The organism is Pseudonocardia spirodelae (assembly GCF_037727765.1).
Taxonomy (GTDB): Bacteria; Actinomycetota; Actinomycetes; order Mycobacteriales; family Pseudonocardiaceae; genus Pseudonocardia; species Pseudonocardia spirodelae.
Window position 1 is genome coordinate 38934 of record NZ_JBBJUP010000017.1, and the last position, 23470, is coordinate 62403.

The 23470-nt window shown below is 74.9% G+C and carries 26 protein-coding genes; 16 read left to right on the forward strand and 10 right to left on the reverse strand.

What is annotated here, in order from left to right:
* Window positions 1-5 precede the first annotated feature (5 nt).
* Both WJX68_RS19480 and WJX68_RS19485 read left to right on the forward strand, forming a co-directional pair.
* A complete protein-coding gene (locus WJX68_RS19480) occupies window positions 6-782 on the forward strand; it encodes an NAD(P)H-dependent oxidoreductase (protein ID WP_340293052.1) in 777 nt (258 codons plus the stop codon).
* 54 nt (window positions 783-836) lie between these two features.
* Entirely contained in the window at window positions 837-1781 is a 945-nt protein-coding gene (locus WJX68_RS19485; protein ID WP_340293053.1) for an MBL fold metallo-hydrolase, read from the forward strand.
* On the opposite strand, the gene WJX68_RS19490 is transcribed toward WJX68_RS19485, so the two are convergent.
* A complete protein-coding gene (locus WJX68_RS19490; RefSeq protein ID WP_340293055.1) occupies window positions 1765-2709 on the reverse strand; it encodes a hypothetical protein in 945 nt (314 codons plus the stop codon). The two genes, WJX68_RS19485 and WJX68_RS19490, sit on opposite strands and share 17 nt — an antisense overlap.
* A 79-nt stretch (window positions 2710-2788) precedes the next feature.
* Between WJX68_RS19490 and WJX68_RS19495 the strand changes: the two genes are divergently transcribed.
* Window positions 2789-3724, forward strand: a complete 936-nt coding sequence (locus WJX68_RS19495) for an endonuclease/exonuclease/phosphatase family protein (protein WP_340293057.1) — start codon at window positions 2789-2791, stop codon at window positions 3722-3724.
* Here WJX68_RS19495 and WJX68_RS19500 read toward each other — a convergent pair.
* The 3 genes from WJX68_RS19500 to WJX68_RS19510 form a co-directional block, all read right to left on the reverse strand.
* Window positions 3712-4338 (reverse strand): MerR family transcriptional regulator, encoded by a 627-nt coding sequence (locus WJX68_RS19500; RefSeq protein WP_340293059.1) that lies wholly within the window; start codon window positions 4336-4338, stop codon window positions 3712-3714. The genes WJX68_RS19495 and WJX68_RS19500 overlap by 13 nt on opposite strands.
* Window positions 4339-4352: 14 nt before the next feature.
* A complete protein-coding gene (locus tag WJX68_RS19505; RefSeq protein ID WP_340293061.1) occupies window positions 4353-4883 on the reverse strand; it encodes an ATP-dependent Clp protease proteolytic subunit in 531 nt (176 codons plus the stop codon).
* A gap of 100 nt (window positions 4884-4983) precedes the next feature.
* Window positions 4984-6024, reverse strand: a complete 1041-nt coding sequence (locus WJX68_RS19510; protein ID WP_340293063.1) for a sigma-70 family RNA polymerase sigma factor — start codon at window positions 6022-6024, stop codon at window positions 4984-4986.
* Between the two features lie 235 nt (window positions 6025-6259).
* Between WJX68_RS19510 and mftR the strand changes: the two genes are divergently transcribed.
* Complete coding sequence (gene mftR / locus WJX68_RS19515) at window positions 6260-6898, forward strand: mycofactocin system transcriptional regulator (protein WP_422785736.1); 639 nt, start codon at window positions 6260-6262, stop codon at window positions 6896-6898.
* Between the two features lie 77 nt (window positions 6899-6975).
* Here the strand turns inward: mftR and WJX68_RS19520 are convergent, their stop codons facing one another.
* Window positions 6976-8001: a hypothetical protein gene (locus WJX68_RS19520; protein WP_340293067.1), complete on the reverse strand. Its 1026-nt coding sequence runs from the start codon at window positions 7999-8001 to the stop codon at window positions 6976-6978.
* A 617-nt stretch (window positions 8002-8618) separates the two neighbouring features.
* Between WJX68_RS19520 and WJX68_RS19525 the strand changes: the two genes are divergently transcribed.
* The gene (locus WJX68_RS19525; RefSeq protein ID WP_340293069.1) at window positions 8619-8822 is read left to right on the forward strand and encodes a cold-shock protein; all 204 of its coding nucleotides are present in this window, start codon (window positions 8619-8621) and stop codon (window positions 8820-8822) included.
* Between the two features lie 77 nt (window positions 8823-8899).
* Here WJX68_RS19525 and WJX68_RS19530 read toward each other — a convergent pair whose 3' ends face one another.
* The gene (locus WJX68_RS19530) at window positions 8900-9700 is read right to left on the reverse strand and encodes a tryptophan-rich sensory protein (RefSeq protein ID WP_340293071.1); all 801 of its coding nucleotides are present in this window, start codon (window positions 9698-9700) and stop codon (window positions 8900-8902) included.
* Window positions 9701-10017: 317 nt separating this feature from the next.
* Between WJX68_RS19530 and WJX68_RS19535 the strand changes: the two genes are divergently transcribed.
* From WJX68_RS19535 to lon, 7 genes are all read left to right on the forward strand, one after another.
* Window positions 10018-10533, forward strand: coding sequence for a bifunctional DNA primase/polymerase (locus tag WJX68_RS19535; protein ID WP_340293073.1), 516 nt, complete (start codon window positions 10018-10020; stop codon window positions 10531-10533).
* 276 nt (window positions 10534-10809) lie between these two features.
* Entirely contained in the window at window positions 10810-12153 is a 1344-nt protein-coding gene (locus WJX68_RS19540) for a DUF445 domain-containing protein (protein ID WP_422785737.1), read from the forward strand.
* A 149-nt stretch (window positions 12154-12302) separates the two neighbouring features.
* Window positions 12303-12767: a helix-turn-helix domain-containing protein gene (locus WJX68_RS19545; RefSeq protein ID WP_340293075.1), complete on the forward strand. Its 465-nt coding sequence runs from the start codon at window positions 12303-12305 to the stop codon at window positions 12765-12767.
* Between the two features lie 5 nt (window positions 12768-12772).
* Entirely contained in the window at window positions 12773-13498 is a 726-nt protein-coding gene (locus WJX68_RS19550; protein ID WP_340293077.1) for a hypothetical protein, read from the forward strand.
* 130 nt (window positions 13499-13628) lie between these two features.
* A complete protein-coding gene (locus WJX68_RS19555; protein ID WP_422785738.1) occupies window positions 13629-13940 on the forward strand; it encodes a DUF2516 family protein in 312 nt (103 codons plus the stop codon).
* The gene (locus tag WJX68_RS19560; RefSeq protein WP_340293225.1) at window positions 13934-14476 is read left to right on the forward strand and encodes a YbaK/EbsC family protein; all 543 of its coding nucleotides are present in this window, start codon (window positions 13934-13936) and stop codon (window positions 14474-14476) included. Before WJX68_RS19555 ends, WJX68_RS19560 begins: the two co-directional genes overlap by 7 nt.
* Window positions 14477-14548: 72 nt before the next feature.
* Window positions 14549-16885 carry an endopeptidase La gene (gene lon, locus WJX68_RS19565; RefSeq protein WP_340293079.1) on the forward strand — a complete coding sequence of 779 codons (2337 nt, stop codon included), beginning with the start codon at window positions 14549-14551 and terminating at the stop codon, window positions 16883-16885.
* A gap of 56 nt (window positions 16886-16941) precedes the next feature.
* Here lon and purU read toward each other — a convergent pair whose 3' ends face one another.
* Together purU and WJX68_RS19575 are read right to left on the reverse strand one after the other, a co-directional pair.
* Window positions 16942-17814, reverse strand: a complete 873-nt coding sequence (gene purU, locus WJX68_RS19570; RefSeq protein ID WP_340293081.1) for a formyltetrahydrofolate deformylase — start codon at window positions 17812-17814, stop codon at window positions 16942-16944.
* A gap of 1 nt (window position 17815) precedes the next feature.
* Window positions 17816-18313 carry a DUF2505 domain-containing protein gene (locus WJX68_RS19575; protein ID WP_340293083.1) on the reverse strand — a complete coding sequence of 166 codons (498 nt, stop codon included), beginning with the start codon at window positions 18311-18313 and terminating at the stop codon, window positions 17816-17818.
* A 56-nt stretch (window positions 18314-18369) separates the two neighbouring features.
* Here WJX68_RS19575 and WJX68_RS19580 point away from each other — a divergent pair, with 56 nt between their 5' ends.
* From WJX68_RS19580 to WJX68_RS19590, 3 genes are all read left to right on the forward strand, one after another.
* Window positions 18370-19386, forward strand: a complete 1017-nt coding sequence (locus WJX68_RS19580; protein ID WP_422785741.1) for a UDP-N-acetylmuramate dehydrogenase — start codon at window positions 18370-18372, stop codon at window positions 19384-19386.
* Between the two features lie 120 nt (window positions 19387-19506).
* Complete coding sequence (locus WJX68_RS19585; RefSeq protein WP_340293087.1) at window positions 19507-20676, forward strand: L,D-transpeptidase; 1170 nt, start codon at window positions 19507-19509, stop codon at window positions 20674-20676.
* 16 nt (window positions 20677-20692) lie between these two features.
* Window positions 20693-20872, forward strand: coding sequence for a hypothetical protein (locus WJX68_RS19590; protein ID WP_340293089.1), 180 nt, complete (start codon window positions 20693-20695; stop codon window positions 20870-20872).
* Here WJX68_RS19590 and WJX68_RS19595 read toward each other — a convergent pair.
* Both WJX68_RS19595 and WJX68_RS19600 read right to left on the reverse strand, forming a co-directional pair.
* Window positions 20869-21615 (reverse strand): SDR family NAD(P)-dependent oxidoreductase, encoded by a 747-nt coding sequence (locus tag WJX68_RS19595; protein ID WP_340293091.1) that lies wholly within the window; start codon window positions 21613-21615, stop codon window positions 20869-20871. The genes WJX68_RS19590 and WJX68_RS19595 overlap by 4 nt on opposite strands.
* 17 nt (window positions 21616-21632) lie before the next feature.
* A complete protein-coding gene (locus WJX68_RS19600) occupies window positions 21633-21941 on the reverse strand; it encodes a DUF2530 domain-containing protein (protein ID WP_340293093.1) in 309 nt (102 codons plus the stop codon).
* Window positions 21942-22006: 65 nt separating this feature from the next.
* On the opposite strand from WJX68_RS19600, the gene WJX68_RS19605 reads away from it, so the two are divergent.
* Window positions 22007-23440 (forward strand): NCS2 family permease, encoded by a 1434-nt coding sequence (locus tag WJX68_RS19605; RefSeq protein ID WP_340293095.1) that lies wholly within the window; start codon window positions 22007-22009, stop codon window positions 23438-23440.
* The last annotated feature ends 30 nt before the right edge of the window (window positions 23441-23470 follow it).

Genomic DNA, 23470 nt, shown 5'->3' on the forward strand with positions numbered 1-23470 from the left:
GCAGTATGCCGACGATCCTCTGGTTGAGCGCCCACCCCGAGCCCCGGTCGCTGAACGGCGACCTGCGGCGGGCCGGCATCGGACGGCTGCGGTCGTGCGGTCACGACGTCGTCGAGTCCGACCTGTACGCGATGGGGTGGGACCCGGTCCTGCGCCCGCGCGACGGCGCGCACGACGGGTCCGGTCCGTTCCGGGTCGGCGCGGACACCCGGGCCGCGTACCTCTGCGGCCTGCTCCCGGACGACGTCGTCGGGGAGCAGGACAAGCTGCGCCGGGCCGATGCGCTCGTCGTCCAGTTCCCGCTCTGGTGGTACGGGCCGCCCGCGATCCTCAAGGGCTGGTTCGACCGCGTCCTCGTCAGCGGGTTCGCGTTCGGGACCGACGCCGTCACCGGGCGGCGGCTGCGGTTCGAGCAGGGCCGGTTCGCCGGGAAGCGGGCGTTCGCGGTGACGACGCTCGGCGACCGCCCGGCCGCGATCGGGCCGCGCGGCATGTCCGGCGAGCTGCACCAGCTGATGTTCGGGCTGCTGCACGGCACCTTCGCCTACACCGGGATGGACGTCCTCCCGCCCTGGGCGCTGCCGGGCGCCGACCACCTCACCGACGTCGGCGCCGTCCGCGACGACCTGCTCGGCCGGCTCGACGGCCTCTTCCACGACGACCCGATCCCGTACCGGCCGCAGTTCACCGGCGACTACACCGACGGCTGGGAGCTGGCCCCGCACGTGCGCCCCGGCGAGACCGGCCTGGACCTGCACATCGCGGACCGGGCCGCGCCCTGACGTCGCGGCACGGGTTCCGGAGCGGGCCCCGCCCGTGCGGGCCAGAATCCGGCCATGAGCGTCCACCCGCACGACATCACCGTCCCCGGCACGCCGCGGCTGGAGGAGATCTCCGACGGCCTCTTCGCCTACGTCCAGCCCGACGGCACCTGGTGGATCAACAACGCCGGCCTGCTCGTCGGTCCGCAGGGCGCCGTCGCCGTCGACTCGTGCTCGACCGAGCGCCGCACCCGCGCCTTCGCGGCGGCCATCGCCGAGGCCACCGACCGCCCGGTCCGCACCCTGGTCAACACCCACCACCACGGCGACCACACCTGGGGCAACGCCCTGTTCGCCGGGGCGACCGTCGTCGCCCACGAGCGGGCGCGCGCGGAGATGATCGCGTTCGGGCCGCCGCGCGAGCTGCCGTTCTGGGACCACGGCGACTGGGGTTCGCTGCCGCTGGACCCGCCGTTCCTCACCTTCACCGACCGCGTCGCGCTGCACCTGGGGGACCTGCGGGCGGACGTCGTGCACGTGGGGACGCCCGCGCACACCACCAACGACGTGCTCGTGCACGTCCCGGAGCGGTCGGTCCTCTACTGCGGGGACCTCGTGTTCCACGGCGGCACGCCGTTCCTCCTGATGGGGTCGGTGACCGGCGCGATCGACGTCCTGGAGACGGTCGTGCTGCCCCTCGGCGCGGCGACGACGGTGCCCGGCCACGGGCCGGTGTTCCACGGGGACGGCCCCGTGCGGGACACGCTCGAGTACCTGCGGTTCGTGGCCGACCTCGCCGAGCGCGCCCGCGACGCCGGCATCGGGCCGTTGCAGGCCGCCCGCGACACCGATCTCGGGCGGTTCGCCGACTGGCCCGACTCCGAGCGGATCGTCGGCAACCTGCACCGCGCCTGTGCCGAGCTCGACGGGGCCGAGCGCGGCGCGCCGATCGACGTCATGGGAGCCCTCGCGGAGATGGTCGAGTACAACGGCGGGCGGCCGCTCACCTGCCTGGCGTGAGCGCCGGTCCCCGGGAGCGCAGGGACACGGCCGCCCCGGCGACGACGACGGCGAGCAGCACCGCGCCCGCGACGCCGGTCGCGGCGTCCGGGGCGAGCAGCGGCTGCCCCCGCAGGGCCTGCCAGGTCAGCAGGGCGAGCAGGCCCGCGTAGGCCGCGGCCGCCGTCACCACCAGGTCGCGTCGCACCCGCGGGTCGGCGAGACGGGGCACCCGTCGCGCCGCGAGCTCCAGCGCGACGAGGAGCAGCGGCAGCAGCTGCAGGGCGTGCATGCCGGCGAAGTGCGGTATCCGCAGGTCGCCGCCGAGCGTGCTCCAGCCGACGAGCGGGAGCCCGGGACCGCCGTCGGGGACGCCGACGGTGTGCGCCCCGGCGATCCCGCGGAAGTCCGCGAGCTGGTCCGGCGTCGGAGTGGTCATGAGGAAGCCCAGCGCCATCCCGGTCAGGGACAGCACCGTCCCCGCCCGGATCGCGACGGAGCGGGCCGGATCGAGGTCCCGCACGGCGAACAGCCCGGCCGCGACCCACAGCGTCGCCAGCCAGGCCAGCACGATCGACACCCCCATCGTGGTCCACAGCGACGCGTCGAGGACCGAGGTGTTGTTGAAGTGGCTCGTCGTGCCGCGCCCGGCCTGCACGGAGATGACCACCTGCTCGACGGCGAGCGCGACCGCGGCGACCGTCCCGGCGAGGTGGGCGGTGCGGAGGCGGCCGCGCCGGACGCGCAGCTGCGCGTACAGCCAGGCCCAGCTCAGGCAGTAGATCGCGATGGACAGGGCGAACTTGGTCGGCTTGAGCCACACCGGGGCGCCGAGGACGACGCGCGGGTCGAGCAGCACGCCGGCGGCCCCGAGCGGCACCAGCGCGGCGCAGGAGAGGCCGACCACGGCGAGCGGGCGGTGCCAGGCCACGACCTCTCGGATCCCCATGTGGATACTGTAGCTATCCGATAGCCGGAGTGTCCATCCGGAACCCGCCCCGGGCGCCGGCCGTTGACCGCGCGTGCCCGTGATCGTCGATCGTGTCCTGCGCAGCGCCGTGTCCGTCCTGCCCCGCCGGCTGCGGGTCGACCGCCGCTCCGCGCTGGTCGGGCTCGTCGCCCTGCGTCCGCACCTCGGGCTCGCCGGGCTCGGGACGGCCACGGCGCTGCTGCTCGCCCGCCGCCGTCGCGCGGCCGCGGTGGCGGGCGGGCTCGGTGCGCTGGCCGCCGGCCCCGCGCTGCGACGGCTCGTCCCGCACACCCCGGCGGCGCGCCCGCAGGGCCCGGAGCTGACGGTGCTGGTCGCGAACGTGCTGCTCGGGCGGGCCGACCCCGTCGCGCTCGCCGCGACGATCGTGGACCGGCGGCCCGACGTCGTCGTGCTGCCGGAGGCGGGCGCGGCGTTCCTCGGTGCGGTCCTGCCCCGGAGCACCGGGTACCGCGGCTGGTCGTCCGTGCCGCCCGGCGTCGAGGACCGGCACGGCACCGTGGTCCTGGTCTCGCCGCGGGCCGGCGACGTCGACGTCCGGCCGGGCCGGGGGACCCGCCTGCCGCACCTGGAGGTCACCGGCGGGCTGCTCGGGCTGCGCACGCTCTACGCGGTGCACACCTCGGCGCCGACGAACCCGCGGTGGACCCGGATGTGGGCCGACGAGCTGGCCCTGCTCGGGCGCTGGACGCGGACCCGCCCGGCACCCCTCGTGGCGGGCGACCTCAACGCCGTCGCCGACCACCGCCGGCTGCGCGACGCGCTCGGCGGCTGCGTCGACGCCGCCGACGGCACCGGTGACGACCTCGTCGGCACCTACCCGTCGTCGCTGCCGAGGTGGGCCGGCATCCGGATCGACCACGTCCTGGTGCCGCGGGGCTCGGCGACCCGCCGCCACGAGGTGCTCGACATCGCCGGCAGCGACCACCGTGCCGTTCTGGTCACGGTGCGCCTGCCCGAGGATCAGCCGCGGTAGAGCTGCGCGGACCGGCTCTCCTGGGCCACCCGGCGCAGCGACGCGAGCAGCGCGTCGCCGAGGACCGTCCCGACCAGCGCGGTCTCGGCGGCCTCCTCGCGCCCGGAGCTGCGCCGCACGGCCAGCAGGTCGCCCTCGGCGGCGCGGTCGGCGGCGTCGGCCCAGGCGCGCAGGGTGTCCTCGCCGGGCGCCTGCCCCAGCTCGTGCATCCGGGCCAGCACCGACCGTGCCCCGGCCAGGGCGGGGGCGCCGTCGTGGACCCGCCAGCCGGTGTGCGACGTGATCGTCGCCAGGTCGGTGTCGGCGTCGCCGACCGCGCGCTCGTCGGCCGCCCCGGGGTCGCGGGTGATCGCGGAGACGGTGCGCCCCAGGACCGAGTGCAGGTCGACGCCCGGGTCGTCGACGGCGGCGAGGACGTCGCGGACCGTGGCGACGGGCAGCCCGCCGACCTCGACGAGCGCACGGACCAGCCGCAGCCGGCGCAGGTGCGTGTCGTCGTAGCGGGCCTGGTTCGGCGACGTCGTCTCGCCGCGGTGCAGCAGGTTCTCGCGCAGGTAGTACTTGATCGTCGCGACGGGGACGCCGGACGACCGGGACAGCTCCGAGACTCGCACAGCGGAGACTCTAGCTATCCGTTCCGGTCGACGATCCCCAGCGTCACCGCCTCGGTCGCGGACACCCACCGGTCCCGGACGCTCTCGGGCAGCGCGGCCCCGCAGTACGCCTCGGTGAGTGCGGCGATCTCCGCCCGGCGCGCGGCCAAGTGGTCGGCACGGACCCGGACGTCGCCGGGGTGCGACCCGCGCACGGGGCCGTCGTCGGTGGGCCGGAACGCCGCGTGCGGGCGGGCCAGCCGCTTGCCCGGGGTGCCCGAGGCGACGACGAACGGGACCGGCCCCGCGAGCGACCCGGCCGCGACCGTCGCGACGTCGGTGCCGAGCCCGCGGATCGTGTCGTGCAGGGCCAGCGCGGCCACGGGCGAGCCGCCGGGGGACAGCACGTGCAGCGTGATGTCGCGGCGGGCGTCCTCGGCGGCGAGCAGCAGCAGCCGCGCGGACGTCTCGGCGGCGGCGTCGTCGTCGAGCTCGCGGGCGAGCACGACGATCCGTTCGCCGAGCAGCCGGTCGGCGAGCTCGGACGGGGTGGACAGGACGGGCATCGGGCCTCCTCGGGGTGCGTCGCCGACGCTAGGCCCCGAGGAGGTGCCCTGACCTGCGGTTACGCCGTGGGAGGACGGGGTTCGCCGAGGGTGGAGCGGATCACGCCGTCTTCGGCTCCCACAGCTCCGGCCGGTCCGCCAGCTTCAGCGGCAGGCCGAAGTAGCCGAACAGCTCGGTGTTCAGGAAGATGCTCAGCCCGGTGACCGCGCCGTCCTCGACGCGCAGCGCCGTGATGCCCCACGCCTCGAACTCGCCGGCCGGCCCGGTCGGCTTCCACTGTGCGAAGCCGACCGTCCCGTTGATCTCCACCGGGGCGACGCGCGAGCCGCGGCAGCTCTGCCCGGGGCCGGTCGCCATCCAGGCGATGACGTCCTCGCGCCCGCGGAACCACAGCTCCAGCGGCGGCATGTTCTGCTCCACGTCCTCGTGCAGCAGCGCGGTCAGCGCCTCCATGTCGAACGCCTCGAACGCCGCCATGTAGCGCATGAGCAGCTCGGTCTGTGCCGGGTCCATCGTCGGCGAGGTCTTCGGCGCGGTCTCGGAGATGCCCTGCTCGGCGAGCGTCGCGCGGGCCCGCTGCAGGGCGCTGTTGACCGACGCGACGGTGGTGTCGAGCAGCGTCGCGACCTCGGCGGCCTTCCAGCACAGGACCTCGCGCAGGATCAGCACCGCGCGCTGCCGGGCCGGCAGGTGCTGCAGGGCCGCGATGAACGCGAGCCGGATGGTCTCCTTCGCGACGGCCTTCTCGGCCGGGTCGCCGGCCGGGGTCGACACCCGCGCGTCGGGCATCGGCTCGAGCCAGTCGGCGTCGGGCAGCGGCTCGCGCAGCGACTCCGCGACCGGCGCGCCGGGCCCGCCGATGTCCATCGGGACGGCGCGGCGCTTGCGGCCGTTGAGCGCGTCGATGCAGACGTTGGTGGCGATCCGGTACAGCCAGGACCGCAGCGAGGACCGGCCGTCGAACTTCGCGACGCCCCGCCAGGCCCGCACCATGGTGTCCTGCACCGCGTCCTCGGCCTCGAACGCGGAGCCGAGCATCCGGTAGCAGTAGCCGGTCAGCTCACGGCGGTAGTCCTCGAGCCGTTCCTCGGGAGGCCGCTCGTCCACGATCGTGTCGGCGGCTCGTGCGGGTGCGCTCATGGTTTCCCCCCTCGGCGGGCCCGTCGGTGTGGGACCCGGTCCGTATGGCGCGAGTGTGCCGTGACACACCGACAGAATGGGAGGGCAGCTCGGCGAACGGCGGCCGCCCGGGGCCGACGTGCGGCTGCGGCCGGGCCCGGACGTGGGATGATCGGGCGCGACGGCGTACCGATCGGCCCTCCCGGTCCGCCGGTCGGGACATGACCGGACGGCCGGGGAGCACGGCGGGGCGACGATGTCGGCGGTGACCGAGAACGACGAGGACGGGGGAGCCGACGGCCACGGGGCGCGGCGGGCGGGCAGGCGGCCGGTCACCTCGCGCTCGGAGATCGAGCACATCGCGCTGGAGATGTTCAGCGACCAGGGGTTCGAGCACACGACCGTCGACGACGTCGCGCACGCCGCCGGCATCGGGCGGCGCACCTTCTTCCGCTACTTCGCCTCGAAGAACGACGTCGCCTGGGGCGCCTTCGACGAGCAGCTCGTCCGCATGCGTGCGGTGCTCGCGGCCCAGCCGCCGGACCTGCCGGTGCTCGAGGGCGTGCGGCGCGCGGTGCTGGAGTTCAACCACGTCGAGCCGGCCGAGCAGCCGTGGCACCGGCGACGGCTGCGGCTGATCCTGCAGACACCCGCGCTGCAGGCGCACTCGACGCTGCGCTACGCCTCCTGGCGGGAGGTCGTGGCCGACCACGTCGCCGGACGCCGGGGCGAGGACCCGTCGGGTCTGGTGCCGCAGAGCATCGGGCACGCCTGCCTGGGCGTGTGCATCGCCGCCTACGAGCGGTGGCTGGCCGACGACGGTGCCGAGCTCGCCGACCTGCTCGACGAGGTGCTGGGCGCGCTGCAGCGCGGCTGGTCCACCGAGCTGGCCTGACCCGACCCGACCCGCACGGGTCCGGACGCGCCGCGACGGCGCCCCGGTCCCGGGACGCCGTCGCGTGGCGGTGCGGATCAGCGGGTCGTACCGAACAGCCGCTCCCAGAGGCTCGGCTTCGCCGGCGCGGTGCCGGTCGCGCCGGCCGGGGCCTGCGCCGTCGCGTCCTGACCGGTGGTGGTGGAACCCGGGTCCGCGACGGTCCCGTTCGGGGCGGCGGCACCGGGGACGGCGGGGACCTGCGGCGCGGCCGGTGCGCCCGGGACGGCGGGAGCCTGCGGCACGGCAGGCGCACCCGGTACGGACGGCGCGCCGGGGACGGCAGGGGCACCCGGGACGGCCGGCGCCGCGGGCGCGCCCGGCACGGCGGGGGCCTGCGGGAGGGCCGGGGCCGGCGGGACGGCGGGCGCCTGCGGCGCGCCCGGCACCGCCGGGGCCTGCGGGACACCCGGGGCACCCGGGACGGGCGGGGCGGGCGGCGGCTCGGGCAGCTGTGCGGCGCCCCGGTCCGCGGCGACCTCCTGGGCGACCGCCGGAGTGACCGAGACCGCCGGGGCGGGCTGCGCGACCGGTGCGGCGGGGACGGCCGGGACCGCGGGCGCCGGCGGGACCGCGGGCGCGCCCGGGACCTGCGGAGCCGCCGGTGCGGCCGGGGCGCCGGGCAGCGCGGGCGCGCCCGGGACGGCCGGTGCGGCGGGGGCCGAGGGCAGGGCCGGAGCCCCCGGGACGGCCGGCGCGGCCGGGACCTGCGGTGCCCCCGGCAGGGCCGGAGCGGCGGGCGCGCCGGGGACCGTGGGTGCGCCCGGCACGGGCGGGGTGGGCACGGGCGGGGTGGGCACCGCCTGCCCCGGGGCTGCCGGGAGCGCCGCCTGGGCGGGCGCGGCGGGGACCGTCGGGACGGTGGCCGTCGAGCCGCCGAACAGGGAGTCGAACAGGCGGTCCAGCGGACCGTCGTCGCCGGCCTGCGCCGGTGCGGGGCCGGTGTGGACGACCGGGACGGAGGCACGGGCGGGCTCCGCGGCGCCGGCCACACCGGCGCCGGACACACCCAGGGTGCCGATCATGAGGGTCAGGGCGACGGATGTGGTGACTCGGGATCGCACGGTGGCTCCAGTTCGCTGTGCTGCGGCCGGTGGTGACGGACGGCGCAGAGCTTGCGGCCACGGGCGGTCGTCCACCAGTGCCCTGATCGTGGTCACAGGGGTCACAGGGGCCTCAGCGGTCACGCAGCGACCGTGTCGGACCGCACCGCCCCCGGACCGGGCGACCCCGTACGGGTGCGCGCGCCCCGCCGGAGCCGCCGCGGACCGGCCCGGCCACCCGGACCGGTGAGAGGTGCCGCCGCGCGCTCACCCGTCGGCGTGGAACCGCGTCCGCGCTCACCCGTTCGGGATCGTGGTGACCGCCCGTACCGGAAGCGACGGGCCGATCTCACGCCCCGTGACGACCGTGACGGCCATGGCGCGCGGGGTTCGCGGCGTCACCGGTGCGGGAGGGGGTCCCGACCCGTCGTCGCACGAGGTCGGCCGCGGTGTCGCCGGGGCGTGGTAGCGTGCTCGCCGGTTGCAGTCGTTCTTCCCTCGATCGTTGAGAAGCGTCCGTGTGAAGTTGTGACGGTGGGCTTCGACGGTCGGCGCTGAGGTGTCCCGACGGTGCCTGCGCGACCTCCGGCCCTCGCCGTGAGGGTCCGGAACCGCTCCATCTGAGAAGGACACAAGTTATGCCGCAGGGCACCGTCAAGTGGTTCAACGCCGAGAAGGGCTTCGGCTTCATCGCCACCGACGACGAGGGACCGGACGTCTTCGTCCACTACTCCGCCATCGAGTCGAACGGCTTCCGCACGCTCGAGGAGAACCAGCGCGTCGACTTCCAGTCGAGCCAGGGCAAGAAGGGCCCGCAGGCCGACTCGGTCCGCGTGATCTGACTTCGGCGCGGGCACGTCCCGCGCAGCGCGACGGCGCCGGTACCCGCTGGGTACCGGCGCCGTCGTCGTGCCCGGGGTCAGCCGAAGGCCGGGCGCAGTCCCTCGCGCGCCCGCAGCACCGCCGCGACCACGACCGCGACGACGCCGGCCGCCGCGACCACGGCCACCGGCACCGTGCCGGCCGACCCGGACTCCACCGCCACCCAGAACAGCGCCCAGGCGGCCGTCGCCGCGTAGGGCAGCGCCGCCGTCGTGCGGCGGGTGGCCAGCCCGGCCGCCACGACGCCGACGAGCAGGAGCACCGCCGCCGTCACCGGGCCGAGGGGCAGGCCCCAGTAGGTCAGCGTCACCGAGAACCCGGCGACCGTCGCCAGCGACACCCAGCCCGCGTAGAACGCGAGCGGCCCGTGCAGCAGCGCCCGGTCCGCGACCCCGTCGGCCGGGAACGCGGCCAGCCGGCGCAGCGTGAGCGCCAGCGTCACGAGCAGGGCCACGATCAGCAGCTGCGCCGTGCCCAGGAACTCCTGGGAGAACACGACGATCCAGCCCGCGTTGCACGCCGCGCTCACCACGAACAGCCACCCCGTGGCGCGGTGCACCGGGCGCGAGCGCTGCCCGGGCAGCGACTGGTACACCGCGTACACCAGCAGGGCCACGTAGATGAGCCCCCAGATCGAGAACGCGACCGTCGCCGGGGTGATGAGCGACGGGTAGCGGTCGCTCAGCACCCGCTGGTCCTCCCCGAACACCCCGCTGCCCCCGAGCGACCCCGCGACCGCCTGCAGCACCGCGGCCGCCAGCACCACCCAGGTCCGGGCCGTGTCCGCCGCGGTCGCCGGTCCCACCGGCCGGCCCGCCCTCGCCGTCGTCGACGCCATGTCCGTCCCTCCGCTCGATCCAACTGTCTCGATCGTAAAGACAGTTGACGCGGAAGGCATGTCGAGCGGTGCGACGACCGGCGACGCGGCGGGGCGCCCGGGGGTTGCCACCGGTCGTCGGCCCGCTGCGCCCGGTCACCTGCCGTTCACCGGCGGTCGCGACGCCGTGCGGTAGGTCCTCCCCGCTCGTCTCGCCGCCGTGCGTCCTCGCCGCGTACCCCTCGCGAAGTCGTGACCCGGCACCCCATCCTGGTGTTGCACTTCACAGGAAGGCGGCACCGCAGGGGTTGCCGCGCAAGCGGAAGGAAGTGGACTGCATGTCCTGGTGGGACAGCTACCGAGCCGTCTACGGCGCGGAGCTGCGGGCGGCCGCACGCGAGTACGTGGACCACGGCTGGCCGCTCGTGCCGGGGCCGGGCGCGGAGGTGATGCTCGCGACGGGTGACGCGCTCGACGTCGTCGAGGTCCCCGCCGACCTCGGTCGCCAGGTCTGCCGGACGCTGCGCGAGGCCGGTGAGGTCGTGCCGGTCGCGGCCACGCCCGAGGGCACCTGGTGGTTCCCGATGACTCCGCGCCACGCCCTGCCGGCCGAGCTGAGCCTGCACGCCGACGTCGTGCTGCACACCGACGGCATCGGCGTCGTGGCGCCGCCGACCGAGCGCCCCGACGGCTGGGTGCAGTGGCGCGTCGCGCCGGGCCGCATCGGCTACCGGGTGCCGGAGGCGGCCCTGGTCGTCGACGCGATCTGCGACGCCGTCCGCCGCCGTGGTGCCGAGCAGGCCGGTCTCGCGGCCGAGCCGTCGCGCGACTCCGCGGACACCGCGCGCCGCTGATCCACCCCGGGCGGGGCGGCCGGAAGCCGCCGGCCCGCACGGTCCGTCGTACCGCCCGCCCGGGCTCGTCCCGCTGCCGCCCCCGCCGTCCGGGGGTGCCGGGACCGGCCGGGCGGTACGCCCGGAAGCGGCGCCCGAGGGGGCACTTCTCCCTCGCCGCGCAGCCGCTCCACCGGCCTCGGCCGGGTCCGGCGGGACAGCCCCCGGACCCGGCCGGCCCCCGGTCCGCACCGCCCCCGGCGCCCGATGTCGTCCCCCACGGGCACTATGGAACGCGTGCAGACCTCCCGCGCGCCGGAGCGCCCGGCCCCCGCCCCGCACCGGGACCGGACCGTCGGAACCGTCCCCAGCGTCCCTCTCGGCGGCTTCGGCCCCGGCGACGAACAGAAGCGCCGCGACCTGCGCCGCATGAAGGCCGTCGCGACCGGGTTCCTCCTCGGCGCGACCGTCGTGTTCTTCGTGGCGAAGTACCTCGAGGTCGTCCGGGGGGTCCCGGGGGCCGACTACGTCCGTGCGGCCGCCGAGGCCGGCATGGTCGGCGCGCTGGCCGACTGGTTCGCCGTCACCGCGCTGTTCCGGCACCCGCTGCGGCTGCCGATCCCGCACACCGCGATCATCCCGCGCAAGAAGGACATGATCGGCGACAGCCTCGGCGACTTCGTCGGCGAGAACTTCCTGTCCGAGGCCGTCGTGCGCGACAAGCTGGAGCGCGTCGGGGTCAGCGAGGCCGTCGGGCGCTGGATCGCCCGCGAGGAGAACGCCGGGCGGGTCACCACCGAGCTCGTGACCGCCGCGCGGGCCGTCGTGACCGTGCTGCGCGACGAGGACGTGCAGCGCGTCGTCGAGACCGTCGCCGTCCGCAAGCTGATGGAGATCCCGGTGGGGCCCCCGCTGGGCAAGGCCCTGGAGGGCGTCCTCGCCGACGGCGCGCACCGCCGTCTGGTCGACCTGGTCTGCGACCGGGCCTACGACTGGGTCGCCGACAACCAGGAGATGGTGCTGCGCGTGGTCCACGACCGGGCGCCGTCCTGGACGCCGCGCTTCGTCGACGACCTGGTGGCGGACAAGCTGTTCGCCGAGATCCGCGGCTACGCCTGGGCGGTCAAGACCGACACCGAGCACCCGCTGCGCCACGCCGTCGACCGCTACCTCGCCGAGTTCGCCCGCGACCTGCAGTTCGACGCGACGACGATGGAGCGCGCCGAGCAGGTCAAGCGCCAGGTCGTCGAGCACCCCGAGGTGCAGCACTTCATCGGACGCGCGTGGACCGTCGTCAAGGCGATGGTGCTCGACGCGGCCGACGACCCGTCCAACGAGCTGCGCCTGCGCGTGCGCGACGGGCTCATGGCGTTCGGGCGCCGGCTCGGCCGCGACGACGAGCTGCGCGCCAAGCTCGACGGCTGGCTGGCCGACGCCGCGGCGTACGTCGTGCGCCACTACCGCCACCAGATCACCACGCTCATCACCGAGACCGTCGCCAGGTGGGACGCCGAGGAGACCTCGCGCAAGATCGAGCTGCAGGTCGGGCGCGACCTGCAGTGGATCCGCATCAACGGCACCGTCGTCGGGGCCCTGGCCGGGCTGGTGATCCACGCCGTCGGTGAGCTGGTGATCGGCTGACCCGGCGGACACCCCGCCGTCACCGGGCCGTCATGAACGTGGCGAAGGCCACGTGACCAGCGCTAGCACTGTGCTTGCAGGAGCTAGCGGCAGCGCGTACGGTCGATCTCGTCAGTCAGTCAGGGACGGATCGACCGGAGGTGAGACGGATGGCCACCGAGCGCAAGCACGGAGAGCGCGAGTCCGTCGAGCCGGTCGAGCGCGTCGCGCAGGCCGTCGAGTCGGTCGGCCAGACCGTCGGGCACGCGGTGGAGGACATCGGTTCCTACATCCGGGCCCAGCGGGAGGCCGCGCAGGTCTCGATGCGCCAGCTCGCACGGACCGCGGGTGTCAGCAACCCGTACCTGAGCCAGGTCGAGCGCGGACTGCGCAAGCCGTCGGCGGAGATCCTCCAGCAGATCGCCAAGGGTCTGCGGATCTCGGCCGAGGCGCTCTACGTCCGCGCCGGCATCCTCGAGGAGCGGCCCGCCGGTCAGGTGACCGACGCGGTGCTCACCGATCCGACCCTCAACGAGCGGCAGAAGCGCGTGCTGCTCGACGTCTACGAATCCTTCCGCCGGGAGAACGGTCTCACCGCCGACCCCGCGGACACAGCCACCGAAACGAGGAAGTGATCACCATGGCCGTGAACCTCCCCACCAGCGCCGACGTCCAGAAGCTGCGTGAGCGCACCGCCGAGCAGTCCGAGGTCGTCCGCACCCCGCTGCTCGCCGTCCTCGGCGCCGGCGACCTGGCCTACTCGACCGTGACCAAGGCCGTCACCGACGCGCGGTCCACCGCGACCAAGCGCGCCGAGGAGGTCCAGACCCGCGTCCAGGAGCTCCCCGACGAGCTGAAGGAGCTCCGCGGCAAGCTGTCCTCGGACAACCTGCGCAAGCAGGTCGAGGAGTTCCGCTCCGAGGTCGAGGGCGTCTACGTCGGCTTCGCCCAGCGCGGCGAGAAGGCCTGGGGCCGCATCCGCAAGCAGCCGCAGGTCAAGCAGGCCATCGCGACCGTCGAGGACCTGACCGAGAAGTTCGACACCCGTGTCGACGAGTTCGTGGACGACACCCACGACGTCGCGGTCAAGGCCCTGGGCACCGTCACCACGCAGACCCGCTCGGTCGGCGAGAAGGTCGCCCGCCGCGCCCAGACCGTCGCGTCCGAGGCCGCCGAGGCCGTCACCGAGGTCTCGAAGGATGCCGCCGAGGCCATCGAGGAGGCCGGCGACGAGGTCGCCAGCACCACCCGGTCGGCCGCGCGCCGCACCGCCGCCAAGACCGACCCGAAGACCGCCACCGGCGCCAAGGTCCCGGCCCGCAAGCCGACCGCCCGCCGCGGCACCTCCACCGCGTCGAAGAAGTGACACCCGCCGGGCGTACCGCCTGAGCGAGCACGACCCGCGCCCCCGGCCGATCCGTGATCGGCCGGGGCGCCGTCGTGTGCGATGGCGCTCCGGACGTGACCGGCGCCCGGCTTGTCCGTACTCTGGCCGCGTGTTCGCGTTGCCGGGTGCCCCCGATGAGCTCATCATCTTCGTCATCAAGTGGATCATGGTGGCGGTCGGTGGGTTCTCATTCGTGCACGCGATCAGGCAGCGGGCCGACGCCTTCACCGCCGCCGGCAAGCTGACCAAGAACGCCTGGCTGGGCATCACCGGCGTCGCGTTCCTGCTGCTGCTGATCACGAACGGCCCGATGTTCGGCGGCGCCATGTTCTGGCTGGCCGCGACGGTGGCGACGCTGGTCTACATCGTCGACGTCAAGCCGGCCGTGATGGAGGTCCAGGGCGGCGGCCCGCGCTGGTGACCTGGCCCGTCCTGGGGTCGCTGCACGCCGTACCCGCCCTCGAGCGGCCCGACCTGCTCGCCCCGCCCGTCGCCGACGCGCTCGCGGGGCTCGACGCCGCCCGCGCCGGCGTGGCCGAGATCGACCCGGAGCTGGCCGACACCGCCGCGTTCTGCGCGGCCTACGGCTCGCCGGTCGGGCGCGCCGCCAACTGCGTGGTCGTCGCGGGGAGGCGGGGCGGGGAGACCCGGTACGTGGCCTGCGTCGTCCTGGCGACGACCCGGGTCGACGTCAACGGCGCGGTCAAGCGCCGCCTCGACGTGCGCAAGGTCTCGTTCGCGCCGATGGACGACGCCGTCGCCCTCACCGGGATGGCCTACGGCGGCATCACCCCGATCGGGCTGCCGGCGGGCTGGCCGGTCTGGCTCTCGCCCGGGGTCGCCGAGGCCGACGCGGTCGTCGTCGGCAGCGGGACACGGGAGGGCGAGCTCGCGGTGCCCGGCGACCTGCTGGCGTCGCTGCCCGGCGCCGAGGTCGTGCCGGACCTCGCCCGCTGACGCCGCGTTCGCCCTGAGCGGACACGGCTCAACTCCGGGAAGCGGAGGGCCCTCCGCACGGTTGAGCGGGACATGAGTGACGTGCTGACGCTCCCGGTCCTGCCCCTCGACGACGCCGTGGTCCTGCCCGGCATGGTCATCCCCCTCCGTCTCGACGCCCCCGACACCCGTGCCGCGGTCGACGCGGCGACCACCGGCGAACGCGACGACGACGACGGCAGACGCGTCCTGGTCGTCCCCCGGATCGACGGCCGCTACGGCGCCATCGGCGTCGTCGCCGTGCTGGAGCAGATCGGCAGGCTCCCCAACGGCGACCAGGCCGCCGTCGTGCGCGGTGAGCGCCGCGCCCGGATCGGGTCCGGCGTGTCCGGCCCCGGTGCCGCGCTGTGGGTGGAGGCCGAGCCCGTCCCGGCCGGCGAGCCCACCGGGCGCACCCACGAGCTGGCCCGCGAGTACAAGGCCCTGGTCGTCGGCATCCTGCAGCAGCGGGGCGCCTGGCAGGTCATCGACTCGGTCCAGCAGACCACCGACCCCGGCGCGCTCGCGGACCTCGCGGGCTGGGCGTCCTGGCTCGACGTCGCGCACAAGGCCGAGCTGCTCGCCGAGACCGACCTGACCGCGCGGCTGGAGAAGCTCCTGGAGTGGACCAGGGAGCACGTCGCCGAGCAGGAGGTCACCGACAAGATCTCCCACGACGTCCGCGAGGGCATGGAGAAGCAGCAGCGCGAGTTCCTGCTCCGCCAGCAGCTCGCCGCGATCCGCAAGGAGCTCGGCGAGGACGACCCGGAGGGCACCGAGGACTACCGTGCCCGCGTCGAGGCCGCGGACCTGCCCGAGCACGTGCGCAAGGCCGCGCTGACCGAGGTCGGCAAGCTGGAGCGCGCCTCGGACCAGAGCCCGGAGTCCGGCTGGATCCGCACCTGGCTCGACACCGTCCTCGACATCCCGTGGACGACCACCACCGACGACTCGTCGGACCTGGTCGAGGCGCGTCGCGTCCTCGACGCCGACCACGCGGGTCTCGACGACGTCAAGGAGCGGCTCGTCGAGTTCCTCGCCGTGCGGGCCCGCCGCGGGCGCAAGGGCCTCGACACCGTCGGCGGACGCGGCTCCGGCGCCGTGCTGTCGCTGGTCGGGCCGCCCGGCGTCGGCAAGACGTCGCTGGGGGAGTCGGTCGCCCGCGCGCTCGGCCGCAACTTCGTGCGCGTCGCACTGGGCGGTGTGCGGGACGAGGCCGAGATCCGCGGGCACCGGCGCACCTACGTCGGCGCACTGCCCGGCCGCATCGTCCGCGCGATCCGCGAGGCGGGCTCGATGAACCCGGTCGTGCTGCTCGACGAGATCGACAAGGTCGGCAGCGACTTCCGGGGCGACCCGACCGCGGCGCTGCTGGAGGTGCTCGACCCGGCCCAGAACCACACCTTCCGCGACCACTACCTGGAGGTCGACCTCGACCTGTCGAACGTGCTGTTCCTCGCGACGGCCAACGACGGGTCCGCGATCCCCGGGCCGCTCGCCGACCGCATGGAGATCGTGACGCTGGACGGCTACACCGAGCCGGAGAAGGTCGCGATCGCCCGCGACCACCTGCTCCCGCGCCAGGTCACGAAGGCGGGCCTCGACGACGGCGACGTCGAGTTCACCGACGTCGCGCTGTCGATGATCGCCGCCGAGTACACCCGCGAGGCGGGCGTGCGGCAGCTGGAGCGGGGCCTGGCGAAGGTCCTGCGCAAGGTCGCCGTGCAGCTGGACGCGGCGGACGCCGAGCGTCCGGTGCACGTCGACGCCGACGCCCTGGTCACCTACCTCGGGCGACCCCGGTTCACCCCGGAGTCGGCCGAGCGGACCTCGGTGCCCGGTGTCGCGACCGGACTGGCCGTGACCGGCACCGGCGGGGACGTGCTGTTCATCGAGGCCACCTCGATGGAGGGCGAGCCGGGCCTGCAGGTCACCGGGCAGCTGGGCGAGGTGATGACCGAGTCCGTCTCGATCGCGCTGTCCTACCTGCGCTCGCGCGGGCAGGCCGGGGACCTCGCGTCGCGCAAGCTGCACGTCCACGTGCCGGCCGGTGCGGTGCCGAAGGACGGCCCGTCCGCCGGGGTCACGATGACGACGGCCCTCGCCTCGCTCGCCTCCGGGCGGCCGGTCCGGTCGAGCGTCGGCATGACCGGTGAGGTGACGCTGCAGGGCAAGGTCCTGCCCATCGGCGGGGTGAAGCAGAAGCTGCTCGCCGCACACCGGGCCGGGCTCACCGACGTGATCATCCCGAAGCGCAACGAGCCCGACCTGGACGACGTCCCGGAGCCGGTCCGGAACGAGCTGCGGGTGCACCCGGTCGCCGACGTCGCCGAGGTGCTGGAGATCGCCCTCGAGCCCGCCGACGCCGTCGCGGACCGTCCCGTCGCCTGACCCGTACGCCCCGGCGCCCGTCCCGCACCGCGGGGCGGGCGCCGCCGCGTGGCGCGTCAGCGGAAGACGACGGTGCGGTTCCCCTGCACCAGGACCCGGTCCTCCAGGTGCCACCGCAGCCCGCGGGCCAGCACGAGGCGCTCGATGTCGCGGCCGCGCCGGACCATGTCGCCCGCGGTGTCGCCGTGGTCGACCCGGGTCACGTCCTGCTCGATGATCGGGCCGGCGTCGAGGTCGGCGGTCGCGTAGTGGCAGGTCGCGCCGATCAGCTTCACCCCGCGCCGGTGCGCCTGGTGGTACGGCCGCGCCCCGGCGAACGACGGCAGGAAGCTGTGGTGGATGTTGATCGCCCGTCCGGCCCAGGCCTCGCAGAGGTGCGCGGGCAGGATCTGCATGAAGCGGGCGAGGACGATCGCGTCGGGGTCGTCGGCGTCGACGAGCTTGCGGATCTCCTCGAACGCGACGACCTTGCCCTGCTCGCGGGCCGGGTCACCGGCCGCCGGGAACGGCACGTGGTGGAAGGGCACCCCGTGCGCGGCCACGACCGGCTCCAGCGACGGGTGGTTGCCGATCACCCGGGTGATCTCCACCGGCAGCTCGCCGGCCCACACGCGTCCCAGCAGGTCGTGCAGGCAGTGCTGGTCGCGGGTGACCAGCAGCACCGCGCGCTTGCGGACGCCGGTGTCGGAGATGCGGTGCTCCCCGCCCAGCTCCGCGGCGACGGGGGCGAACCGCTCGCGCAGCTCGTCGACGTCGCAGGGGACCGAGGCGGCGTCGACGACCTGGCGGGTGCAGAACACACCGGCCTCGACGTCGGCGTGGTAGGCGGCCTCGGTGATCGAGGCGCCGAGGTCGGCGAGGAACGACGCGATGCGCGCGACGATGCCGGTGCGGTCCGGGCAGGACAGCGTGATGACGTAGTGGGACATCTCAGGAGATCCGGGAGAGGGTGAACTCGGTCTCGGCGGCCAGCAGCTGCTCGATCTGCCCGGCCACCGCCTGCTCGATCCTCCCACCCACGAGCGGCACCTTCACCGTGACCTCGGCCCGGATCCGGACCTCGCTGCCGCCCTCGACGTCGGCGATGCGCATGACCGAGCGCGCGGTCGCCGGGGTGCCGATGACCTGCACCGACCCGGTGCCGTCGTAGACACCGCCGCTGCCCGCGCGCCACTGCTCGGTCCGGTCGATCTGCAGGTCCCCGCCGGGCACGAACGACGTGACGACCGAGGGCAGGTGCTCGCCCGGGATCCCGTGCCGCAGCGTGTAGCGGACGCCGTCGGGGGTGCTCTCGTAGGCCGTCACCCCGGCCCCGGGGCCGCCGATGTGGCGCAGCTGCTCCTCGAGCAGATCGCGGTCGACCATCGCCGCGTAGACCTTGTCGGCGGGGTGCGCGGACGTGGCGCGGTAGTCGATCGAGCGCGGCATGGGCGAAGGCTACCGTTGCGGTCGTGAGTTCCCCCGCTGCGACGACCGTCGACCCGATGCTCAGCGCGCACACCACGCTGCGCCTGGGCGGCCCGGCCGCCCGCGTCGTGCGCGCCGAGGGCGCCGCGGAGGTCGCCGACGCCGTCGGCGCGGCCGACCGGGCCGGGGAGCCCGTGCTGCTCGTGGGCGGCGGGTCGAACCTCGTCGTCGCCGACGCCGGGTTCGAGGGCACCGCCGTCCTGCTCGCCGGGCGCGGCACCGCGTTCGCACGGGACGGGGACCGGGTCCTGGTCACGGTCGAGGCGGGCGAGGACTGGGACGAGCTCGTCGCGGCCACCGTCGCCGAGGGGCTCGGCGGCCTGGAGTGCCTGTCGGGGATCCCCGGGCGGACCGGCGCCACCCCCGTGCAGAACGTCGGCGCCTACGGCGTCGAGGTCGCCGACCTGCTCGTCGACGTCGACCTCTACGACCGGCGCACCGGCTCCGTCCGCGAGCACGTGCCCGCGGCCGAGCTGGGCCTGGCCTACCGCACGAGCGTGCTCAAGGGCACCGACGACGCCGTCGTCCTGCGGGTGCGGTTCGCGCTGCGCGCCGACGGCCGCTCCGCCCCGATCCGCTACGGCGAGCTGGCCCGCACCCTCGGCGTCGAGCCGGAGACGCGCACCGACCCGGTCGCGGTGCGCGAGGCCGTGCTCGGGCTGCGCCGCGGCAAGGGCATGGTGCTCGACGCCGCCGACCACGACACCTGGTCGGCCGGCTCGTTCTTCACCAACCCCGTCCTACCCACCGCGGACGCCCCGCAGGTCGACGGCCTGGCGGCCTGGCCTGCGGGGGAGGGCCGGGTCAAGCTCAGCGCGGCCGGGCTGATCCAGAACGCCGGGTTCGGCCGCGGCCACGCCGGCCCCGGCGGGCGGGTGTCGCTGTCGTCGCGGCACGTCCTCGCGCTGACCCACCGCGGCGGGGGCTCCACCGAGGACCTGCTCGCGCTGGCGCGCGAGGTGCGCGACGGCGTCGCCGACCGCTTCGGGGTGACCCTGCACCCGGAACCGGTCCTGGTGAACTGCACCCTCTGAGCACGCGCGTCCGGTTCGCGTTCGGCCATGTGGGGGAGCCCGTCCTCCTGCTGATCACGGCGCCGCGCTCCCGGCGTACGGTCGGTTGCGCAACGCAAGTCGATCGTTCCGGGGGACGGTGTGCGGCGGGTCCTGATCGTGGTGGTGGCGCTGGTCGCAGCGCTGGGTGTCGCGGGCGCGGTGGCGCTCGCCGCGTCGCCGGGCGACACCGGTCCGGCGGCCGCCCCGGCGCCGGTGGGCCCGCAGGTGAGCTACCAGCCGGCCGCGTCGGCGACCGCGGCGAACCCGTCCCAGCCGGTGTCGGTGCGCGCCGCCGGCGGGACCCTGGACGGAGTGTCGCTCACCGGCCCGGACGGCGACGCCGTCGACGGCACGCTGTCGCCGGACCGGACCACCTGGACCAGCACCGGTGACCTCGACTTCGCGACCACCTACACCTGGCACGGCCGCGCCCTCGGCCCCGCCGGCACCGCCACCCCGCTGCAGGGCACCGTCGCGACGCTGACGCCGGCGCACACCGTGCGCGGCACGCTCAACATCGGCGACGGCCGCACCGTCGGCATCGCCGCGCCGATCGAGATCCAGTTCGACCGCCACGTCGACGACCGCGCCGCCGTCGAGAAGGTCCTGAAGGTCACCACCTCCACGGACGTCTTGGGCGCCTGGGGCTGGCTGCCCGACGAGAACGGCGGCTCCCGCGTGCACTGGCGGCCGAAGGCGTACTGGCCGGCCGGCACGAAGGTGACCGTGGACGCGCCGCTCGAGGGCGTCGACTACGGCGGCGGCAGCTACGGCGCCGAGGACCTGACCACGTCGTTCGCCATCGGCCGGGCGCAGATCGTGAAGGCCGACGCGCGCTCGTTCCGGATGGTCGTGATCCGCGACGGGAAGCAGATCGCGGACTACCCGGCGTCCTACGGCCTGGCCGGCGACCCGAACCGCAACACCCGCTCGGGGATCCACGTCGTCACCGAGAAGTTCACCGACAAGCGGATGGTCTCGCAGCAGTACGGCTACGACGTCGTCGAGAAATGGGCCGTGCGCATGAGCAACAACGGCGAGTTCATCCACGCCAACCCGGTCTCGGCCGCCGCGCAGGGCACCGCGAACGTGACCCACGGCTGCGTCAACCTGTCGGTCGACAACGCGAAGGCGTACTACGACAGCGTCCTCTACGGCGACCCGGTCGAGGTCACCGGCACTCCGGTGCAGCTCTCGGCGCGCGACGGCGACCTGTGGGACTGGACGCTGTCCTGGGACCGCTGGAAGGCGTTGTCGGCGCTGCCGTAGCGGGTACCCGGGGCGCATGAGCGTTCCCGAGAACCGTGCCGCGTCCCGCGCCACCCCGCTGCCCGAGGAGCGGGGCACCGCGCCGGATGCGGAGGAGATCCTGCGCGAGTCCGAGGAGCGGGTCGCCGGCGCCGCGCGGGGCGAGCGCCCCGCCGACGACGCCGACGAGCACCGCCGGTCGGAGGAGACGCTCTAGGAGCGGCGGTGCCGCCGCGTGCCCGACGCCTGGTCGCGCGGCTTGAGCACGATCTGGTCGAGGTTCACGTGCGACGGCCGGGTCGCGGCGAAGACGATCGTGTCGGCGACGTCGTCGGCGGTGAGCGGCGTCAGACCCTCGTAGACCTTGGCGGCCTTCTCGGCGTCGCCGTCGAAGCGGACCTCGGAGAACTCGGTCTCGACCATGCCCGGGCAGATCTCGGTGATCCGGATCGGCTCGCCGAGCAGCTCGCCGCGCAGGGTGCGGTGCAGCATCGCCTGGGCGTGCTTGGCGCCGGTGTAGCCGGCGCCGTTGTCGTAGAAGTCCAGCGCGGCGATCGAGGTGACGGTGACGACGTGGCCGTCGCCGGAGGCGCGCAGCTTCGGCAGGAAGGCCTTCGTCAGGCGCAGCGTGCCGAGGACGTTGGTCTCCCACATCCAGCGCCACTGCTCCTCGTCGGCGCTCTCGACCGGGTCGAGCCCCTTCGCGCCGCCGGCGTTGTTGACCAGCAGTCTCGCCTCGGGCACGGCCTCGGCGAACGCGCGGACGGACTCCGCGTCGGTCACGTCGAGGGGCAGCGCGGTGCCGTCGACCTCCTTCGCGACCTCCTCGCAGCGCTCGACCCGGCGGGCGCCGAGGACGACGTGGAAACCCGCCCCGCCGAGCCGGCGGGCGGTGGCGGCGCCGATCCCGGAGGAGGCCCCGGTGACGACGGCGGTCGGACGGTCGTTCGCGACGGACATGACCACGACCCTATGACCTAGCGGGGCTCCACGCCGTGCTGCGCCGACCGGTCGCCCCGGCGGGCGGCGGCGCGCTGCGCGGAGAACACCGTGGCCCCGAACAGACCCACCCCGACCCCGGCGATGCAGGTCCAGAACCAGGCCCCGGCCCCGTGGGCCGGGTCGAAGCCCGAACCGGTCAGCAGCGCGACGGCCGCCGCGACCCCGGCGCCGAGCGCCCACAGCAGCATCCCGCCCAGGATCACCGGCGGGGACTCGTAGAACCGCGCCGGCAGCGGGGGCGGGGGCGGGGGCTCGCTCGCGCGCTCGCTCTCGTCGGCCGTCACGGGGCCGTAGCCTAAACGGTGCACGTGCGGAACCTGCAGCGTTGCACCGCGTCTAGGGTGTCGCCGTGATCGAGCGCCTGTTCCGCGTCTCCGAGCGCGGCTCCACCGTCCCCCGCGAGCTGCGCGGGGGTCTCGTCACGTTCATGGCGATGGCCTACATCATCGTCCTGAACCCGCTGATCCTGGGGAGCATCACCCCCGGTGACCCGTCGGCGAAGGCCGACGCGCTGGGCGGCATCCTGCCGGTCGCGCAGGTCGCCGCGGTGACCGCGCTGGTCGCGGGCGTGATGACCATCATCTTCGGTGTCGTCGCCAACTACCCGTTCGCGATCGCCACCGGGCTGGGCATCAACACGCTGCTCGCGGTGACCATCGCCCCGCTGATGACCTGGCCCGAGGCGATGGGGCTGGTCGTGATCAACGGCCTCATCATCGTCGTGCTGGCGCTGACCGGGTTCCGGACGGCGGTGTTCAACGCCGTGCCCTCGGAGCTCAAGACGGCCATCGCGGTCGGCATCGGCGCGTTCATCGCGCTGATCGGGCTGGTCGACTCCGGGTTCGTGCGCCGGCTGCCCGACGCCGCGAACACCACGGTGCCGGTCGGGCTGGGCACCGGCGGCTCGATCGCCTCGTGGCCGACGTTCGTGTTCGTCGTCGGCCTGCTCGTCGTCGGCGTGCTGGTCGCGCGCGGCGTCCGCGCGGGCATCCTCATCGGCGTCGTGGTCAACACGGTCATCGCGATCGTCGTCGAGGCGATCGTCCGGGTCGGTCCGGGCGGCCCGACCAACCCCGGCGGCTGGTCGCTCGCGGTGCCCGCCATCCCGGACCGGATCGTCGGGCTGCCGGACCTGTCGCTGGTCGGGCAGGTGTCGTTCGGGGCGTTCACCCGGCTCGACGTCATCACCGTCGTGCTGCTGGTGTTCACCCTGGTGCTGGCCAACTTCTTCGACGCGATGGGCACCCTGACCGGCCTGGGCCGCCAGGCGGGCCTGACCGACGCCGACGACAAGCTCCCCGACGTCGGCAAGGCGCTGGTCGTCGAGGGTGCGGGCGCGGTCGCCGGCGGTGTCGGGTCGGCGTCGTCGAACACGATCTTCGTGGAGTCCGCCGCGGGCATCGCCGAGGGCGCGCGGACCGGCCTGGCCAACGTGCTGACCGGCGCGCTGTTCCTGCTCGCGATGTTCTTCACGCCGCTGTACTCGATCGTGCCGGTCGAGGCGGCCGCCCCGGCGCTGGTCGTCGTCGGCGCGCTGATGTTCCGGCAGATCACCGCCGTCTCGCTCGACGACCTGCGCACCGCGATCCCGGTGTTCCTGACGATCACCGTCATGCCGTTCACGTACTCGATCGCCAACGGCATCGGCGCCGGGTTCATCAGCTACGTCGCGCTCGCGGCGGCCACCGGCCGCGCGAGGCAGGTGCACCCGCTGATGTGGGTCGTGGCGGTGCTGTTCGTCGCCTACTTCGGCGTGGGACCGTTGCGGGAGCTGCTCGGCTGAGCATCCGCTCTTGCGCCGCCCGCGAAGGTT

Excerpts from the sequence above, each read along its gene's own strand:
- WJX68_RS19480 (WP_340293052.1), top strand. The coding sequence starts at position 6 with ATGCCGACGATCCTCTGGTTGAGCGCCCACCCCGAGCCCCGGTCGCTG.
- WJX68_RS19485 (WP_340293053.1), top strand. The coding sequence starts at position 837 with ATGAGCGTCCACCCGCACGACATCACCGTCCCCGGCACGCCGCGGCTG.
- WJX68_RS19490 (WP_340293055.1), bottom strand. The coding sequence starts at position 2,709 with ATGGGGATCCGAGAGGTCGTGGCCTGGCACCGCCCGCTCGCCGTGGTC.
- WJX68_RS19505 (WP_340293061.1), bottom strand. The coding sequence starts at position 4,883 with ATGCCCGTCCTGTCCACCCCGTCCGAGCTCGCCGACCGGCTGCTCGGC.
- WJX68_RS19510 (WP_340293063.1), bottom strand. The coding sequence starts at position 6,024 with ATGAGCGCACCCGCACGAGCCGCCGACACGATCGTGGACGAGCGGCCT.
- mftR (WP_422785736.1), top strand. The coding sequence starts at position 6,260 with ATGTCGGCGGTGACCGAGAACGACGAGGACGGGGGAGCCGACGGCCAC.
- WJX68_RS19525 (WP_340293069.1), top strand. The coding sequence starts at position 8,619 with ATGCCGCAGGGCACCGTCAAGTGGTTCAACGCCGAGAAGGGCTTCGGC.
- WJX68_RS19530 (WP_340293071.1), bottom strand. The coding sequence starts at position 9,700 with ATGGCGTCGACGACGGCGAGGGCGGGCCGGCCGGTGGGACCGGCGACC.
- WJX68_RS19535 (WP_340293073.1), top strand. The coding sequence starts at position 10,018 with ATGTCCTGGTGGGACAGCTACCGAGCCGTCTACGGCGCGGAGCTGCGG.
- WJX68_RS19545 (WP_340293075.1), top strand. The coding sequence starts at position 12,303 with ATGGCCACCGAGCGCAAGCACGGAGAGCGCGAGTCCGTCGAGCCGGTC.
- WJX68_RS19550 (WP_340293077.1), top strand. The coding sequence starts at position 12,773 with ATGGCCGTGAACCTCCCCACCAGCGCCGACGTCCAGAAGCTGCGTGAG.
- lon (WP_340293079.1), top strand. The coding sequence starts at position 14,549 with ATGAGTGACGTGCTGACGCTCCCGGTCCTGCCCCTCGACGACGCCGTG.
- purU (WP_340293081.1), bottom strand. The coding sequence starts at position 17,814 with ATGTCCCACTACGTCATCACGCTGTCCTGCCCGGACCGCACCGGCATC.
- WJX68_RS19575 (WP_340293083.1), bottom strand. The coding sequence starts at position 18,313 with ATGCCGCGCTCGATCGACTACCGCGCCACGTCCGCGCACCCCGCCGAC.
- WJX68_RS19580 (WP_422785741.1), top strand. The coding sequence starts at position 18,370 with ATGCTCAGCGCGCACACCACGCTGCGCCTGGGCGGCCCGGCCGCCCGC.
- WJX68_RS19590 (WP_340293089.1), top strand. The coding sequence starts at position 20,693 with ATGAGCGTTCCCGAGAACCGTGCCGCGTCCCGCGCCACCCCGCTGCCC.
- WJX68_RS19595 (WP_340293091.1), bottom strand. The coding sequence starts at position 21,615 with ATGTCCGTCGCGAACGACCGTCCGACCGCCGTCGTCACCGGGGCCTCC.